The organism is Chitinophaga agrisoli (assembly GCF_008386695.1).
In the GTDB taxonomy this organism is placed as follows: Bacteria; Bacteroidota; Bacteroidia; order Chitinophagales; family Chitinophagaceae; genus Chitinophaga; species Chitinophaga agrisoli.
Map to the genome: position 1 here is coordinate 556,063 of NZ_VUOC01000001.1, position 18,303 is coordinate 574,365.

Sequence of the window (18,303 nt, forward strand, 5' to 3'; positions counted from 1 at the left end):
GTTGGTTGTACTACCAAAATAATCTTTTGTTCATTGGGTCATGCCTGCAAAATAGATGAGCGGTCGTTTACCTGTTCTCGAAATAATCAAAAGCATCAATCAGGTCCAGGTAAGCCCCATCAAAGTGGCTATCCACTATCTTTTTTACATAGGAGCTGTCGTTGCCGTAGATGATATCCTGCCAGGCCGGCGTCCAGTAATCAACAAAATAGTTGCCAGGCCAGGCGGGGTCCTGGGCATTGATAAAGAATGGATTATCCTCGTCCCAGTTTGTTTGCCAGTAATAGCGGTATACTTCCGCCTCGCCAATGGACAGGTAACTGATGACCAGGCGTTTGCCGCCGTTGGCTTTGCGTTTAAGGCGGTCTATATCTGCAGCGGTGAAGGGGCGGCCGGCATCCAGGAACTGGTCCATAATGATCACATCATAATTAGTAGCGCTAACGGCATTTATAAATGCCGCTTTACTGGCATAATGCTGTGGGTTGATGAGATACAGGAAATTCCTGGCCAGTTTAAGATCTGTAATATCGTCTGCATTGGCATTGTAGGGCGGGCCGGGGATATTATCGAGCTCCCGGTGGTTGGCTGCAAAGGAGATATAACCGTTGGTGTTGTTGATGGCATAAGATGCATCTCCATTAGCCTGGGCGCAATAGTCTGTTACCAGTACCTGCTTGCTGTTCTTTATGCGGTCCAGGAAGGCGCGGAGATAGGCATTGTCTGCTGCGGGCGTAGGCACGTTATCATCCGTGTAGCCGTAATAAAGGTCCTCCTGGCCTACGGCATCTATTGCCTGTATATAGCTTTGCGCCAGGGTACCATTACTTTCACCGTTGGTGGTGATGAGCTCTATACCGTTCTGCGGAATGATAAGGAATTGTGGATTGGTTGTTTTGGCATACTGGCTGATGCCGGTCACGAAATTGCGCATTTCCTCGCGGTAATCTATCACCGCTACGGGCATCTTGCGGGCCGCTTCTTCAGCGGGCGTAATATTCTCTGAAGGTGAACACGCGTGTATGTTCAACAGGATAGGGAGTGCTGTTACCAGCAGTTGTCCGGTTTTCATAGGATATGGTTAATTGCCCTATAAAACGGCTGGGGGGAGCGCTATGGTATCCCATCGCTAAAAAGGCATAAAAAAATAACCTATCCTGTTAAAAAACCATGCTGTTCGGTTAAAATAACAACGGGGCTGTGTTTAAAAAACCTGTAAATTACTATTGCTTGCAATCGGTTGAAATGGGACGGCTCATTGCAGTAATAAGGGCGGTATCCCATTATACCGCCTGGTTTATCACTTAAAAAAATTCTACGTCATCATGAAATCCCTTTTACTCACCAACGGGCTCCTGTTGCTGACAGGCGCATTATTACCCCTTTCTCATCTATCCGCACAGGTAACACTCCAGGCCAATGGCCCTGGCAGCACGTATGAGCTTATTGAAAGCGTGCTGGGGAACGGCACCGCAAGCGAAACGCCGGACTGTGCGCATCCCGCATTTGGGCGGCATATCACAGAAGTGTTTGACAATGATCTGAATAAGAACGTGTTTGTGTTCCATATCCACAACACGCCGGATAATGACCGCTGTACGGATGCAGACGACCGGCAGCGTAATGAGATCAAGACCTTTGGCCCATCGCCGGCGAACCTGAAAGGCGCCCTGAACGAAACCGTTACCTATCGCTGGAAGTTTAAACTGGACGCCGGTTTTATACCTACCTCCGGCTTCTGTCATATTCACCAGATAAAGGCTGGCGATGGAGATGACGGCGCGCCTATCATCACCCTAACGCCACGGGCCGGCAATCCGCAAAAAATGCAGGTGATACACAGCACCGGCACCGGCGGCACCAGCGGGGAGATCACCAGCGTAAACCTCTCTTCCTTTAAAGGCGTTTGGGTAGAGGTGTATGAGAAGGTGAAATACGCGGTGAACGGCAGCTATGAAATTGTTATAAAACGGGTCAGCGACGGCGTTACATTGCTTTCTTACAGTGATAACAGTATTAATATGTGGCGGGACGAGACCACATTCTGCCGGCCTAAATGGGGTATTTACCGCAAGCTGGTATCCGGCATGCGGGATGAGCAGGTGCGGTTTGCGGACTTCTGTATCGCAGAAGGCAATGCTACCTGCCCCAGCGATGTGAACAGCACCGCTGTAGCTGCCGCCTCCATTATGCCAGATGGGAAAACGGATGCCGCTGCAGAAAAAGTAGCCGTGAAAATATTTCCCAACCCTACGCAGCACAGCACTACCATTGAGCTGGCGCTTAAAGAAGCGGGGCGTACCACGCTGGAAGTATATGATATGCAACAGCGGCTGGTGGCCACGCTGCTGAATAGCGAGCTGCAAGCAGGTACACACCGTACCGTATTTGATCTGAAAAATGTAGCGGCCGGGAATTATGTGGTGCATGTGGTGCACAACGGACGCTTGTTTACAAAAATGATAGCCAAACAATAACCCGTATTTTTTTGAGCGCCATTTGTTGCAGGCAACTGCAGCAAATGGCGCTCTCCCTTTGGGGCCTGCATATGCGGGTATAAGTACGTAATATATAGGTTAGATAGATATCGTATACGAATTACATACTAGCCTGTTTACAGTACATGCCTGCACTGGCACGGCTGTACGCAAATGGGCGCATAAGTATTACTTAGATGAGGGAAGGCATTTCAAATGAAAAATATTTGTTAAGAAAAATTATGAAAAATCGTTTTAGCTAATTAAATTTGATGACAACCGATTGAAGAAGTATCCGTAGCAGGATTTTTTTGCTTAAAGGCCACCAAGTTGTAGTTATAGTAGTAGTGAATCCCAGATCCGCGTTATCTATCAGCCTAAATCCAATGCCTTTGCAGCACTAACTATCCAGGACCATATTCCATCAGATTAAATATTCGTCGTACAGCATTTGAAAAATTCCACAATCATCGCACATGCAGGTTAGATTTTTACATCTCTCAAAGGGCCATGGTATCCGTATGCCCGTTATTAATCCGGACCATTTATATTTTCTGCTTTTACGAAAAGGGACTGAAACCACACAGGATCAGTAGTTAACCTGTTTTCACAAAGCGCGACCTTATTGTTCCAAACGTAATCCATCTTACGTGAGGGACCCGTATTGCTAAAATTCCACTTATGGCACATCCTTATTCCTCCCTGCACAAGGGCCTGGCGGGGGCGGCTATCTGTTTGCTGTTATGTAACAGCAACTATGCCCAAAACGTGTACAAGAACAAAGACACTACCGGTACCGCTGCAACAGATAGTATTGGCTGGTTAAAGAAAACTCCCCTGTTACCGCGGGATACTACCGGCCATCTTCCGAACAATGAACTGTTCCTCCCACACCCGCAGATAGGCGCCGTATCTGCGGTAGACATGAATGAAACAAAAAAGCTGCCCTACACCAGCATTGACCAGATGCTGGCCGGCAGGGTAACTGGCGTGGACATACGCACGCCCAGCGCAGAGCCGGGAAAACGTACCAGCGTATTTATCCGCGGCGCCTCCACATTATTGCTTAAGAACAGCGATGTTTTCTACGCGCAGCCTACTTATGTAGTGGATGGCATCCCACTGGTGCCGGACCATCCTTTCCCGTACGATATACAGCGGTTTGATCTTAACCGCATGGGTACGGAGATCAATCTCCTTAGCTTCCTGGACGTAAACGATATCGCAAGCATAGAAGTGCTGAAAGATTTTGCCGCCAGCGCCAAATATGGCCCGCTGGCAGCAAACGGTATTGTAAATATTACGACCAAAGGCCCGCGTTCCGGGCGTATGAAAGTAACCGTAAACTCATGGGTAGGCCTATCGCTACAGCCCAGGGTAAAGACGGTGAACGGGGAGTTTGAGCGTGATTTCCGTATGCCGTTCTATCAAAAATATGCGAATGAGACCCAGTGGCGCAATTTTCCGCGTTACCTGGCAGACTCCACACAGGACCGGTACTTTGGCGCATCTGACTGGGATGAGGTCTATTACCGGAACGGCTGGAGCAATGGCATACAGGCGGCCGTAAGCGGCGGCACCCGGCTGGCGAACTTCCGTTTTAGCCTGGGCCGCTCCGCACAGCAGGGTGTAGCAGACCGCACCGGTATGAACCGTTATGATGTGAATTTTGGCGTTAACCTGATGCCGGTAAAACACCTGATGCTTACTACCTACATCAGCGGCGCCACCGTTACCCGTAGCCGGAATGAGTTTATCCGCGACCGGGCCGGCGATGAGGATTACCTGGTGAATTTTGAAAGCCCGCCATCACCCAACAAGCAATATTTCCAGAGTTATTTTACCGCTATAAAGGATGGCATCAACAAGAACCGGAATAACAATGCCCGGGTACTGGCCAATCTGCACTACGATCTATCCCCCCACTGGTCTTTGAACAGCCGTTTTAGTATTGACTATACGCAGAATTTCCGCGACCTGTTCATACCTACCTATCTCAATGATGGCAACAACTTTGTATCCAATTTTGACGGGTTAAGCCGGCGTATGATGCTGGATAATTCTGTCCGGTATGATAACACCTTTGCAGACAAACACCATCTGGATGTTACCGTGGGACAGCTGGCCCTGTGGGATAAATGGCGTTATGATTACGGCAGGGCCTACAAGGGGAGGAGCGACTATATTAAAATATACAAGCCTGGTGATGACGCCAATAAAGAAGGCGTATTTGGCAACCTGCGCCTGCAGACCAATTATAAGGACTATACACAATCCAACCTGGCCTCTTTCTATACCAATGTTGGCTATAATTATGCAGGTAAATACTTTGTGAACCTGTACCTGCGCCGGGATGGCAGCTCTAATGTACCAGCAGCGCATCGCTGGCTGTTCTCTCCCACCCTGTCTGCCGCCTGGAAGATCAGCAAAGAGGACTTCCTGCAACAGGCCGGCTGGCTGAGTAACCTGAACCTGCGCGCCAGCTATGGCCGTGTGGGCCGGGTACTGATGGACGAATACTACAAAGGCGGCCCCATATACAATGTGGACATAGGCTGGAACGGCAACCCCAATATGGCTACCTATAACGCCTTTCCCGCTATTAATGCCGGCTTTGGCACCGGTTATGTAACCGATGATCTGAAATGGCCTTATGTAGAACAATGGAACCTGGGCCTTGATATAGGCCTGCTACACGACCGTATACATGCCTCCCTGGATGTATATGCCAAAACAGACAAGGATCTGCTGTTGAAAATACCCGTTATGGAAGAAAGCGGTTATACCGGCCTGGTAAAGAACGGTATGGACATCCGCAATTTTGGCTATGAGCTGGCCCTGGACGCCGCCATTATACAAGGCCCGCAATTTGGATGGACCACCAGCCTGTCCGTTTACACCAACCAGAACAAGCTGCTGGCCATGCCAGACGGCGTACAGGATATGACCATAGGCAACCGCCGCCTGCTGGTTGATAAACCCACAGACCGTTACTGGCTGCTGATCAACGAAGGCATTTATAACACGGATGCGGATATACCCATAAACCCATCCACCGGCAAAAAAATGAGCTACCAGGGTGTAGCCCTCCATGCCGGCGATCCCATTTGGAAAGACCTTAACGGCGACTATGTGATCAATGATGCGGACCGGGTGATGAAAGGCCGCCAGGTACCTGCCGCGCAGGGCTACTTCAGCAACACTTTCCGCTACCGGCAGCTGGAACTGCAGGTGCTTTGCAACTATGCCTTTGGGCGTAAGATCATTAACCAGGCCATGGCAGACCGTTTTGATTTTGCCGCACGTGAAGGCGCGGATGATATCAAAGGCATTAAGGAAGTGAACTACTGGGCCAAAGTAGACGGGGATTACGATAAATACCCGCTGTACAATCCCTGGAGCGCCGTAAATGCCTATCAACCGGATCAGACCCTGTTTTTGGAAGATGGTTCCTTTGTAAAGCTGCGGGCCATTACCCTTGCCTACAACCTGCGCGCATCCTGGATGGAACGCCGTGGTATTGAACAGCTACGTATCTATGCCACCGCGAACAACGTGGCCACCTGGACGCCCTATACCGGCGGCGACCCGGAAGCGGTGGACTATTTTGGCTATGACCAGGGCTATTACAACTGGCCCGCTCCCAGGAGCTTTACCCTTGGTTTTAACTTTCAATTCTGACCCAAAACAACTTTGCCATGCGATATACTATTGTGATCCTATTGGGAATGGCCTTACTGGGCAGCGCGTGTAAGAAGATGCTGGATGAGCCTTCCAGGCGCGCGCTGACGGAGGAGAACATGTGGCAGAACAAGAACGATGCCCGTGCTGCTACCTATGGCTGTTATGCGCTGATCCGCGCGGCCCTTATGAATGAGAACGCCCACTGGGTATATGGAGACATGCGCGGCGGCGATTTCCGCGTAACAAAACGCGGCGACCTGCAGGCGCTGGTAGACAATAACCTGAACGCCAGCTATGCCACCGCTGACCAGTGGCGCGACTGGCGCCGCTTTTATGCCGCCATTGCCCAGTGTAACCTGGCCATTGAACGGCTGCCGGAGGTGGTGAAAAATGACTACCGCTATTCTGTGAATGATATGGAGCTGGACCGCTCCCAGGTACGTTTCCTGCGCGCCTTTTTATACTATTACATAGTACGGATCTGGGGCGATGTACCGCTGATCGCCACCGTTAACGACGGTTCCTTTAAACCCGTAGCACGCAGCTCCGCGCAACAGGTACTGGACTTTGCCATACAGGACGCCCTGGCCGCCGCGTACGGACTGCCCTGGAAATATGACGGCAGATCCCCCGAGCAGCAGGGCGACTACCAGGGGCAGGGCGAAGGTCACCATACGGATATATCCGCCACCCGCGGTATGGCGTATACGCTGCTGGCCCATCTATATGCCTGGAAAGGCGATTATACAAACGCGCTTCAAAATACCCGCAACGTAATCGATAACCAGGCCCTTACCGGTTATAATTTTGTAAGCACCGCCGATCTTACCCGGCTGGATGGCTCTTTCCGCGGGCGTGGTTTAAGTAACATCTTCCAGGTGGACCTGAACTTTGACCATGCGGAGTTTTCCACCACCGGCCAACTCGAAGACTGGACCCTGCGGCTGCCGGATATCCCCAAAAGCGAATCAGAGATCTATGTTCCCAAAGACAGCATACTGGGTATATACAGTGAGGCCAACGACCAACGCGCCACGCTGTTCTTTTCCCAGCTGAATGACGCCTTCCCGGTGTTCTATAAAATGAAACAAGTAAATACCGCGGTTACTAATCCTACCCTGCGCTTCTATACATCTGCCATTATCATTTTCCGGTATGAGGAACTGTACCTGCTGCAGGCGGAGTGTAAAGCCCGCCTGGGACTAGGCGACGCCATAGGCGATCTTAACAACATCCGCAGCCGGCGTGGGCTAAAATCACTGCCCGGCAGCCCCAGTCAACAGGCCCTGCTGGACGCCATTTTTATGGAGCGCCGCCGGGAGCTGATAGGCGAAGGCTGGTACTGGTATGATCTTATCCACTTTAATAAGATCCCCCAATACACCCAGCTTACGCAACAGGATGTGAACAATGGCGCCGCCTACTGGCCGGTATCCAAAGCAGCCCTGGCTACTAACAGCGCACTTGTACAGAACAGTTTCTGGAGATAATGAGGCCGGATGGCAGATCCCGGCGATATACACGCTAAAAACAGACCAATGAAACCAAACATACCATCACCCAATAAACGGCCCGCATGGCAACGACACGGGCAGCTATGGCGCAGCACTACAGGCCTGTGCCTTATACTGCTGCTTACGGCAGGCTGTAAAAAGTATAATGAGTTCCGCAATGCCAAACCTACCTCAGAGGTAAGCGTAAATACCTATGATTTCCTGAAAAGTCAGCAGGGTTTGTATGATACGCTGTTACACCTGATAGATATAGCCGGCCTGGCAGATACGCTCAAGACCGCGAATGTGACCTTTTTTGCACCGCAGGACTACAGCATACGCACCGGCCTGTATAACCTGAACTATACCCGCGGCAAGTACGGTTTTGCCGGTAACTGGACGCTGGACAGCATTCCCCCGGCCGTATGGGATACCTTACTGCGCCGGTATATGATACCCGCGAAAGTAACCTCAGACTCCCTGGATTATGCGGATGGCGTAAACCTGACCACGCTCTCCTACGGTTATCTGATGAACGGGAAAACCGCGCCTACCAATGCTTCTGGCATCATTGCAGGCGGGCCTACGATCATACAGCTCAGCGATATGAACCGCTCCCGCTTTGTACGGGACTGGTCTACCTCCATTACCCAAAGCATAGATCTTAAGACTGCCAACGGGTGGCTGCATGTGCTGGAAAGTAAACACGTATTCGGATTTATATCGCTGGTGCCGCTGGCCTTCCCTTATTCCCTGAACCCCATACAGGCGCCTTACCTGGGCCTGCCATCACCCATACCCGGCACCATAGAGGTAGAGGATTTTGACGATGGCGGCGAGGGGCTCTCTTATCATGACACCGATAACAACAACAATGGCGGCCAATACCGTACGGAGCGTGTAGATATTGAGAACTGCGGCGAAGGCGGTTTTAACATAGGCTGGACCAGCGGTTCTGAATGGCTGGAGTATACCGTAGAAGTAACCGTTAGCGGCGACTATGACCTGGGTGTACGCGCAGCGGCCAACGACGAACCAGGCGGAGATTTTCACGTAGAATTTGATGGCGTGAACATTACCGGCACTATGCACTGCCCCCGTACCGGCGGCTGGCAAAGTTATATTACCCTTAGTAAAACGGTAACGCTTACCGCCGGCAAACATGTAATGCGGTTTGTGCTGGATACCGGCGGTTACAATATCAACAAATTCATTTTTACCAAACTTTAATCAGCGCACTATGCAACGTTACCTACCTTATTTTGCCATTGTTCTGCTGCTGGCTTTTATGGCCGCCGGCTGCTACAAGCATATGGTGCCGGATGAAGAGGACTTCTTCAGTAATAACATGAACTATAACCGGAACAATTTTCCGGTGAACCTGGGCCGTACCAATGTGTACGCCTATATCTTCAACGCAGATTATTCCACACAGCCCCTGGACTTTGCCATAGAGAATGTGCGCCACAGTGACAGTACTGCCGCACCGGAGCTGCTGGAAAATGTAGATACCAAGCAATGGAAGGAATACTACAGCGGCCTGGAAACCACCGTAGCGCAGATAGAAGCCAAACGCACCACGGTGAAGCGGCCCGTACTTGATATGCGGCCACACTCCGGCGAGATCTTTTTCTGGAATACAGACTCCGCCCGCGTAAAACCTGGTATCTATTATTTTGATGTAAGGGTAAAGAACAAAGGCGGCGAAAAGGTATTTAAGAATATGGTACTGGATGTACGCCGTCCACGCCCATATGATCCCTATGAGTTTGACGACATCACCGGCCTGCGTAAACCGCTGGACCAGGGAGGCATTAACCACCCGGATGTATCTGGCGTGGTGGATATGCTGAACCTGGCCCTGATCAGGGACAGCATCAATGTATACTTCCGTAAAACAGACGTCAAGGGCAATACGCTTACGTTCAAGATCTTTGATAAAGACTCATTGCCCATCCCATTCTCCAACTTTAACCTTACCCGCTGGGACAGCCTGCGTTACCGCAGCGGCGCCGCCGGGGTGGATGTAGCCTTTGGTTTTAACCGGCGTATGAGCCCGGACAGTACGGTGCTTACCTATGATGTAACCAGCCCATTCCCCATACTGGCAGATGTTTCCGGCAACTCAGACAAAGCCAGCATCGCCTTTGTGTATAACCGGGTATCCTTTGGCCAGCGGTTCAATGCCGCCATAGGGCTCAGTTTCGCCATTTATGAACCGGGCGACTGGGAAGTGATCATCAAGTTCAAGGTTAATCCAAAATTTCAGGACGATTAAAATTACCACGTTATGCATACCAGCTATTTTAAAATACCGGTCCTGTTTGTGCTGCTGCTGTTTGGCAGCATAGCCTATGCGCAGGAAAACATCACCGTACGGGGCCGTATAACAGACGCCACCTCGCGCGAGGGGCTGCCCGGCGTAACCATTATTGATGTGCAGGCAAAGAAGGGCCTGGGCATTACAGATGTGCAGGGCAATTTCTCCTTTACCATACAGGAAGGCAAAACCGTACAGTTCCGTTTTGTGGGTTATAAGGATATGACGCTGAAGGTGACCAAACCCACACTTAATATCTCCCTCTCGCCGGAGAACCGCTCGCTGAAAGAAGCCGTGATAGTAGGCTATCAGAAGCGTACCAAAGAGACCGTGTCCGGCTCCGTGGCCGTTATATCCGGCAAGGACCTGCAGGACGTACCGGTGTCCAGCGTACAGGAGCTGCTGCAGGGTAAGGTAGCCGGCCTTAATATCCAGAATAATACCGGCGCTCCGGGTTTCCGCGGCACCGTATCCATACGCGGTATATCGCAGCTGGCTATTAGCGGTACCGGCGACCAGACCTATCTGGCCACCAATAACCCGTTGCTGGTGATCGATAACGTGCCGGTGGATTATGACGGCGGTTTTTCCCAATCCATGCTGCAGCCAGGCGCCGCCACCGGCCCGCTGGCACTGATACCGCCGGATGATATACAGTCCATCGAGATCATGAAGGATGCACAGGCCACCTCCTTATACGGCTCCCGCGGGGCCAACGGCGTAATTGTGATCACTACAAAACGGGGCAACTCGCCTACGCCGGTCATTGATGTGAACAGCAGCGTTTTCGTGAACCTGGCGCCACAGCTGCGGCCCACCTGGGGCGGTAAGCTGGAGCGCGATTTCCGCATACAGTCTATCATTAACACCAGCCGCGACTGGCAGGAAGCCCGCGACCGCCTGGAGCAGTCGCAGTTCCTTACGGACAGCCTTAACAGCTTTTATAACAACTCTACGGATTGGCAGGGATTGTTTTACCAAACCACGGTCAACACCAATAACAACGTACAGATCAGCGGCGGCAGCCCTAAGCTGAACTATAAGGCCAATATGGCCTACCAGCGCAATGAGGGCGTGATCAAGAATACCGGCTTTGACAAATACAGCCTTAATATGCAGCTGAACATACAGCCCAGTACCCGCCTGCGGATCAGCACCCAGCTGTTTGGCGCATTGGGGCAAAAGCAGCGCGGCAACGGCGGCGGCCTTACCGGCAACGGCGCGGGCAATGCCTTTACCAGTTCCCTGATGCCCGGTCCTTCGCAGTTTGTAGGTAACCCGCAGTTTGAAGGGTATGAGAATAATATGGATGATAACAATACCATTAACATACGCGGTTTCCTGGATATGGATTATGAGCTGTTCAAGAACATACGCGTGAACTCCATTACCTCGTACGATTATTATACTGATACCCGCGACCGCTTTAACCAGGCCTTTGCCAATAATAACCAAACCCAGTTATACGGTTTTGTAGGCCGTCATGATGAGCTCAATACCCGTAACGGCGTGAACTACAACTTTAGCAGCAACCCGAATAATGTGGAATTTGGGCATAACCTGTATGCCAGCGTTTTCAGCGAGGTAAATATTAAAACAGATAATCAGCATGTAAGGGATATACGTAACGGGCCCAGTGATTTCTTCTGGGGGCCACGCGGTTACTCACCGCGTTTTTACCCCGGCAATCCCTGGAATGATGCCAATGGCACCAATGTGAACGGCACCAGCGTATCGTACGTATACCATGCGCTTTCCTGGGCGGGTTTTATCTCCTATAATTTCCGCACCAAGTACAGCATAGATCTTTCTTACCGGTTGGATGGCAACTCCTCTGCCGGTATTAACAATCCTTACACCAAGAACCCGGCCGTAGGGGTACGCTGGAACTTTGGCAAGGAAAACCTGTTCCGCCGGTTGAACTGGCTGGACTATGGCTCCGTGCGCGTCACTTATGGCGCCAATAGCCGCGCCGCTGCCACGCTACCCAATTTCCTGGGTATTTACCAGGTATATAACAACTACAACAACGGCCCGGCCATTGCACCTAATTTTAGCGTAATGGCCAACCAGTCCCTGGAGCCGGAAAAATCCAACCAGTTCAATTTTGGTGTGGACATTGGCCTGTTTAAGGGAAGACTGGAGTTTATTTATGATACCTACTTTAAAAAATCGTTTAACCTTATCCGCGATCTGTACCTGCCAGACGTAACAGGTTTTGACCGGGTACAGATCAATGGCGCTGCCGTGGTGAACTATGGCCATGAGCTGACCATTACCGCCCGGCCCATTAGCTCTCCCAACCCGCGTGCTTTACAATGGATGGTGAGCATAAACGGCGCTTATAACCGTGGCGTGCTTACGGAGCTGCCCGGCGGCCTTCATTTCTACCGCCAGGCGCAGGGAGCGCCCTATTACGAAGAGCTGGCGCTGAAAGTGGGCCGTAATCCCATCAGCAATTACCTGTATGAGACCAACGGTATCTACTCCACCACCGGCGATGTACCGGTGGACCCGGTAAAAGGCACCCGTTATAAATCTTTCCGCGGCAGTGGCACCCAGTATTTTTTGGGGGGCGATCCCCGCTGGACGGATGTAAACGGCGACTATGCCCTGGACGACGCGGATGATAACGTGATCAGCGGTAACCCTGATCCGCTGGTAACCGGCGGTTTTACCAATACGGTAAGCTACCGCAACTTTTCGCTGAACGTGTTCTGCTCCTTCCTGATCAAACGCAGCATCCTGAATAATGCCATGGCCGCCCGCCTGTACCGTGCCCAGTACCCGGAATCCCTGAGTATTACCGGCACCGCGGAAGGCCCGGTGAACTACTATGACCTGGACCGCATCAATTACTGGAAAAAGCCCGGGGATCAGGCCCAGTACCCGGCCATTGGCAATGTATTCCATGCGCGGGATGTGCTGCCCAACCGGCTGGACCAGACACTGTTCCAGGAAGACGGCTCTTATTTTAAGCTGAACCAGGTAACGCTGGCCTATACCTTCCGCAACCAGGACTTTATGCGCCGGTTGAAGATGCGTATGCTGCGTACTTATTTCACCGCTTACAATGTAGGCATCCTGTCGCCCTACTCCGGGCCTAACCCGGAAACGGTGACCTCCCTGGGACGGGATGATATAAACGGGTACCCATCCGCTGTCAGCTTTACGCTGGGTTTTGCGGTACAATTCTAAAACAGCCAAAGACAATGTTATGCAAACACGATATAAAACAGGATTGCTGATAGGTTTGTTGCTGCTTTGCATTTCCTGTAAGAAGTTCCTGATAGTGAAGCCGGTAGATACCCTGTCCGGCAGCGAGTTCTGGCAAAACAGGGCAGACGCGGAAAAGGCCATTAACGGCGCATACCGCCTGTTGTTGGATAAGTTCCTGGAATCCACCCTATACAATACCGGCGATTTCCGCGCCGGCTGGTGGAACTGGTTTGACAAACGCAACCTGGCCGCCCTGGGCCGTAATGATATGCTGGGCTCTGACCTGGCCAGTTCCGACGGTTCTGACCGGCCCAAGAACTGGACGCAGTTTTACCGTACTATAGCCGCCGCCAACCTGTGTATAGACCGTATACCCGGTATAGAGGACCCCGGCTTTACACAACAGCAGCGGAAAGCGCTGGTAGCGGAAGCCCGCTTTATACGCGCCTTTACCTATTTCTATATGGTACGCCTGTATGGCGATGTGCCGCTGCAGCTGGATCCCTATGAAACGGATATAAAACCGCGTATCAATATGCTTACCGTGCTGGATACCTGCATACAGGACCTGCGCGCCTGTGAGCCGGACCTGCCGGTAACCTATGACGATCCCACTTTCCGCGCCGTACGCGGCACCCGGGGCGCCGCCCTTACCCTGATGGCGCATATGTATATGTGGAAAGCAGGATTTGACCACTCGCACCAGCAGCAATACTGGCAGGAAGCCGCCCAGCTGGGCCAGCAGGTAATGGACCTGGGCGTATACCAGCTGCTGCCTTATACGCCGGAAGCTTTCCAGAACATATTTAAAGGCCGTTCTGCGGAAGGCATCTTTGAGCTATCCCTGGATATTAACTACGGCGTACAATTCCACTCCCTGATTGCGCAGTGGGTGTTGCACGAGCCTATCATCCACAGCAGCGGCAACCTGCAAGGCGGTTTTGGCAGCGAGATAACGCCAAAAAGGATCTGGCTGGATAAGATCTATCCCTCCGGGGAGCCGGATAAACGGTTCACCCTGTGGTTTGATGATCCTTATAGCGACGCCAACCCGCAGTCTGCCATGTATTTGAAATTCTCTGCCGTATCCAATCCCACTACCCGCGATTATGACGCTAACCTGATCATCTTCCGCTATGCGGACCTGCTCTTATTGCGGGCAGAAGCGCTGGCTGACCTGGGACAGAACGGTCCTGCCATTACGCTGCTGAATATGGTACGCGACCGGGCGGGCGCCCGCGCCTATGCCGGTGGCGGTGGCCCTGCCTTACAGGATGCCATCTTCCTGGAGCGCGCCAAAGAGCTGTGGGGAGAAGGGCACTTTTACTACGACCTGGTACGCACCGGCCGCATCATGGACAGGAATATGTGCGAGAACTTCCTGACGCCGGAGCAGTTTGACCGCCGTGCATGGACATGGCCCATAGACCTGGGCGCCGTAAAGAACAACCCCCTGATCATACAAAACGATTACTGGTCCAGATAAAATAATGCTTATGAAAACGAGCAAATTGAATGATGTAAAACTATGGCCGGTAGCCGCGATGCTGTTACTGGTGATACTGCTGTTCAATGCCTGCAAGAAGGATTATTATGTAGATGGCGGCATAGCCGACCCACACTATAACGGCAGCATTTATGATTACCTGAAGGGTAACCCTTACTGGTTTGATACCGTTACCTATATCATAGAACGCGCGGGTATGAAGGAAATGCTGCAGAACGATGACGTAACCTTCTTTTCCCCTACAGACGACGCCGTAAAAGTAGTAATGGATGAACTGAATGAGTACCGCTACTTTAACGTCAAAGACTCCGTACACCTGGAAGATATAGACCCAAAGGTCTGGAAGTACTTCCTTTCCATGTACGTACTCAAGGGCAAGTACCTGGCCAAACAGTTTGCCCGGGTAGACCCTGTGAATATCTATGCCTACCCAGGCATCAATTACGTAATGGATAATGGTTATGTACTGAACATAGGGCTGGTCTATGAGAACTATAACAATGTGGAGGCCGTAGGCCCGCGTACTATACGGTTAACAGATATTACCTATGACCCGCAGAACTTCCAGAACAACCCAAACATAAAGATCGCCACCTCAGATATACAGCCGAAGAACGGGGTATTACATGTGCTGAATAACAGTCACGCCCTGGGTTTCCGCGTGGGCTCCTTTATACTGACGGCAGAACAATATCTGAAATAAAACATTGTACAGATGAAAGCATTCCAATACATCACCGGGATAATTATATACTTACTATGTATGCAGGCCTGCTCTAAGGACAATATTGGCGAGAGCGGGAAAAACCCTTACCAGGATACGGTATTGCCGGCTATCCTGATCAGCAAGGGCGGCGTAGTGCCGGATAAGGGACATATGGACGAAGAGATCACCATACGCGGAAAAGGATTTAAAGAGCATCAGCAGGAGCTCTCCATCCTGTTTAACGGACAGGCCGCCAGCATCATTTCCGTAACAGATTCCACCGTGAAGGTAAAAGTGCCCGCTTTTGCCAGCACGGGCAATATTACCGCGCAGGTGGGGCAGCAGTATTTCTTTGGCCCTTTCTTCCGTGTACTGGGGCCTATGGAAACAGATACGATCTATCCCAGCTCCCGCGGGGCGGATAATAATATACGGGATATTATACCCCTTGAAGGCAACAAATACCTTATTGTAGGCGATTTCACCAATTATGACAACGCCAATATAGACGGGGGCGTAAACCGTGTAGCGCGCATTAATGCAGACGGCACCATAGACCGTAGTTTCAAATATGGCCGCAATACCGGCTCTCCCTCCACCGTGGTGAAGGCCGCCGCCCTGCCGGATGGCAAATACCTGGTGGCTGGCAGCTTTGCCAGCTACGAAGGGCTGCCTTATGCCAGCAGCATTACCCGGCTGTATAATAGCGGCGCCCTGGAAACGGTAAACGTTACCCGGCCTTCCGGCAAAGTACAGCCTACGCCGGCCATGAAAGGCGGCGTATCCGGCGTGATCAACAACCTGCATGTACAGCAGGATGGCAAGATCATCGTAACAGGTTTTTTCCGGTATTATGTGAAGCCCAATTATAACCTGGTGACGGTGAATGGCGCAGACTCCCTGCACCTGGACTCCACGCTGGTAAACCTGTTATGCCGCCTGCATCCGGATGGGATACTTGACACCAGCTATAATTATGACCTGGTGAATCACCGGGGAATGGAAGGCGTAAACGGCGTGATCAACAAATCTATTCTGCTGCCAGACGGTAAATTGCTGATAGCAGGCACCTTTACAAAATACAACGGCGCAGCAGCATTGCGTGTAGCGCGCATTAATACGGATGGCACCCTGGATCCCACATTTAATACTGCCCAGGGGGCCAATGGCCCTATTGGTGAAATGGCTATACAACCGGATGGGAAGATCATCATTACCGGGGAATTCACTACTTATGGCCCCCAGCAGGCGCCCAAAATTGCGCGTATCAATACAGACGGTACCCTGGATGGATCCCTGCAGGTAGGGGTCGGATCAAACGGAATGATCTTTAATGTGAGCGTAATGCCACAGGGGCAGCTGGTGCTAAGCGGCTACTTTTCCCGTTTTAATAGTATTACGTGTAATAACTTCCTGGTGTTGAACCCTAATGGCAGCATACACACCACCTACAATACCAATGGCGGTATCAGCCTGGGCACCAATGATGTAACCGGCGGTTTTACCAAAGTACTGCAGCTGCCTGACGAACATGCTATGCTGGGAGTGGGATCGTTTACGAAGTTTGACTTCCGGCAGTGTAACCGGATCGTAAAGTTACGGTACCAGTAGCGATGATATTTACCAGCACCATGAGGGCGCCGCCTATGCAGAAGAGGGGCCAGTGGCCAATATTCCACAGCCCTATGCCGATAGCGGAACCACAGGCGCCGCCTATAAAGGTGCTGGTCATAAATACCGTATTAAAGCGGTTACGCGCCTCCGGCATAATGGAGTAGATAATAGTTTGATTGGAGATCTGGATGGTCTGGTGGCCCACATCTACCAGGATGATGCCTACAATGAGCAGGAACAGGCCATTGCCGGTAAAATAAAATGCCGCAAAGCTGATCAGCTCCATGGCCAGGCCTATCCAGATATTCATAAAGGAGCCTTTGTTATCGCTACGCTTCCCCACCAGCGGCGATGCCAGCGCACTGGCTGCCCCCGCCAGGCCAAACAGGCCGATCGTAGCGCTGGAATAATGGAAGGGCGCCGAAGAAAGGAACAGCACCATTGTTACCCAAAAAGCGCTAAGCGCCGCAAAGGACATAAAATTACGGAAGGAGGCCTGCCGTAGCGCAGGCTGCGTACGGATATAATAGATCAATGAAGCCATTAACTGGCCATAAGTACCTTTAAAGGAGGGCATACTTTGGGGAAAACGCAGCCGCATTAATACCACCAGCACCGCACAGATACCCGCCGCCATAAAATATATTTCCCGCCAGCCAAAAATGGCCCCCAAAGTACCGCTTATGGAACGGGAGGCCAGTATGCCCACTATTACGCCCGCCATGATGGTACCTATTACGCTGCCTCGTTTATCATCATCTGCCAGGTGAGCGCCCAGCAGTAATATGAGCTGTGCGGAAATAGAGCTGGCCCCTATCAGGAAGCTGGCTATCTGCAACACGCCAAAACTAGGCGACATAGCCGCCAGGGCCAGCGAGAGCATGGCGGCCACCATACAGCCCAGGATCTGCTTGCGGCGTTCCATGATATCGCCCAGGGGCACCAGCAGCAACAAGCCGCAGGCATAACCTATCTGCGTAAGCCAGGCAATGCGGCCGGCCCGGCTTTCCGGTATACGGAAGTCCTTAGCGATCAACACAATCAGCGGCTGACAATAATAAATATTTGCGACCACCAGACCGGAGCAGGCAGCCATAAAGAGCGTATCCGATTTCCCCAACGATTTGCTGTGCATGTGCAGATTCATTTCAAAGCCCTGCAAAACTAGAAAAAAGTAGTAGCTTAATCCGGTACAATATGCCGGTAAGATTGGATAATCTGGAACCCATATTATTATCCAACAGGCAATTTTGTAATTTGACAGTCATCAGCAAAAAGTACCA

Annotated in this window: 11 protein-coding genes; 9 read left to right on the plus strand and 2 right to left on the minus strand. The window is 51.4% G+C overall.

Going from position 1 to position 18,303, the window contains the following annotated elements:
• Positions 1–67: 67 nt before the first annotated feature.
• The gene (locus F0L74_RS02285; protein ID WP_149836211.1) at positions 68–1,072 is read right to left on the minus strand and encodes an endo alpha-1,4 polygalactosaminidase; all 1,005 of its coding nucleotides are present in this window, start codon (positions 1,070–1,072) and stop codon (positions 68–70) included.
• 253 nt (positions 1,073–1,325) lie between these two features.
• Between F0L74_RS02285 and F0L74_RS02290 the strand changes: the two genes are divergently transcribed.
• The 9 genes from F0L74_RS02290 to F0L74_RS02330 all read left to right on the plus strand — a co-directional run bounded on the left by F0L74_RS02290 (position 1,326) and on the right by F0L74_RS02330 (position 17,017).
• The gene (locus F0L74_RS02290; protein WP_149836212.1) at positions 1,326–2,477 is read left to right on the plus strand and encodes a T9SS type A sorting domain-containing protein; all 1,152 of its coding nucleotides are present in this window, start codon (positions 1,326–1,328) and stop codon (positions 2,475–2,477) included.
• A gap of 681 nt (positions 2,478–3,158) precedes the next feature.
• A complete protein-coding gene (locus tag F0L74_RS02295; RefSeq protein ID WP_149836213.1) occupies positions 3,159–6,158 on the plus strand; it encodes a SusC/RagA family TonB-linked outer membrane protein in 3,000 nt (999 codons plus the stop codon).
• A 17-nt stretch (positions 6,159–6,175) separates the two neighbouring features.
• Positions 6,176–7,651, plus strand: a complete 1,476-nt coding sequence (locus tag F0L74_RS02300; protein WP_149836214.1) for a RagB/SusD family nutrient uptake outer membrane protein — start codon at positions 6,176–6,178, stop codon at positions 7,649–7,651.
• A gap of 48 nt (positions 7,652–7,699) precedes the next feature.
• Positions 7,700–8,884 (plus strand): carbohydrate-binding protein, encoded by a 1,185-nt coding sequence (locus F0L74_RS02305; RefSeq protein WP_188315825.1) that lies wholly within the window; start codon positions 7,700–7,702, stop codon positions 8,882–8,884.
• 10 nt (positions 8,885–8,894) lie between these two features.
• Complete coding sequence (locus tag F0L74_RS02310) at positions 8,895–9,932, plus strand: DUF5007 domain-containing protein (RefSeq protein ID WP_149836216.1); 1,038 nt, start codon at positions 8,895–8,897, stop codon at positions 9,930–9,932.
• Between the two features lie 12 nt (positions 9,933–9,944).
• The gene (locus F0L74_RS02315) at positions 9,945–13,172 is read left to right on the plus strand and encodes a SusC/RagA family TonB-linked outer membrane protein (RefSeq protein ID WP_149836217.1); all 3,228 of its coding nucleotides are present in this window, start codon (positions 9,945–9,947) and stop codon (positions 13,170–13,172) included.
• Positions 13,173–13,191: 19 nt separating this feature from the next.
• Positions 13,192–14,679: a RagB/SusD family nutrient uptake outer membrane protein gene (locus tag F0L74_RS02320; RefSeq protein WP_149836218.1), complete on the plus strand. Its 1,488-nt coding sequence runs from the start codon at positions 13,192–13,194 to the stop codon at positions 14,677–14,679.
• Between the two features lie 10 nt (positions 14,680–14,689).
• The gene (locus F0L74_RS02325; protein ID WP_188315826.1) at positions 14,690–15,403 is read left to right on the plus strand and encodes a fasciclin domain-containing protein; all 714 of its coding nucleotides are present in this window, start codon (positions 14,690–14,692) and stop codon (positions 15,401–15,403) included.
• 12 nt (positions 15,404–15,415) lie between these two features.
• On the plus strand, positions 15,416–17,017 hold the full coding sequence (locus F0L74_RS02330; protein ID WP_149836220.1) for an IPT/TIG domain-containing protein: 1,602 nt from the start codon (positions 15,416–15,418) through the stop codon (positions 17,015–17,017).
• Here the strand turns inward: F0L74_RS02330 and F0L74_RS02335 are convergent.
• Positions 16,962–18,155 (minus strand): MFS transporter, encoded by a 1,194-nt coding sequence (locus F0L74_RS02335; protein ID WP_246197609.1) that lies wholly within the window; start codon positions 18,153–18,155, stop codon positions 16,962–16,964. The genes F0L74_RS02330 and F0L74_RS02335 overlap by 56 nt on opposite strands.
• Positions 18,156–18,303 lie beyond the last annotated feature (148 nt).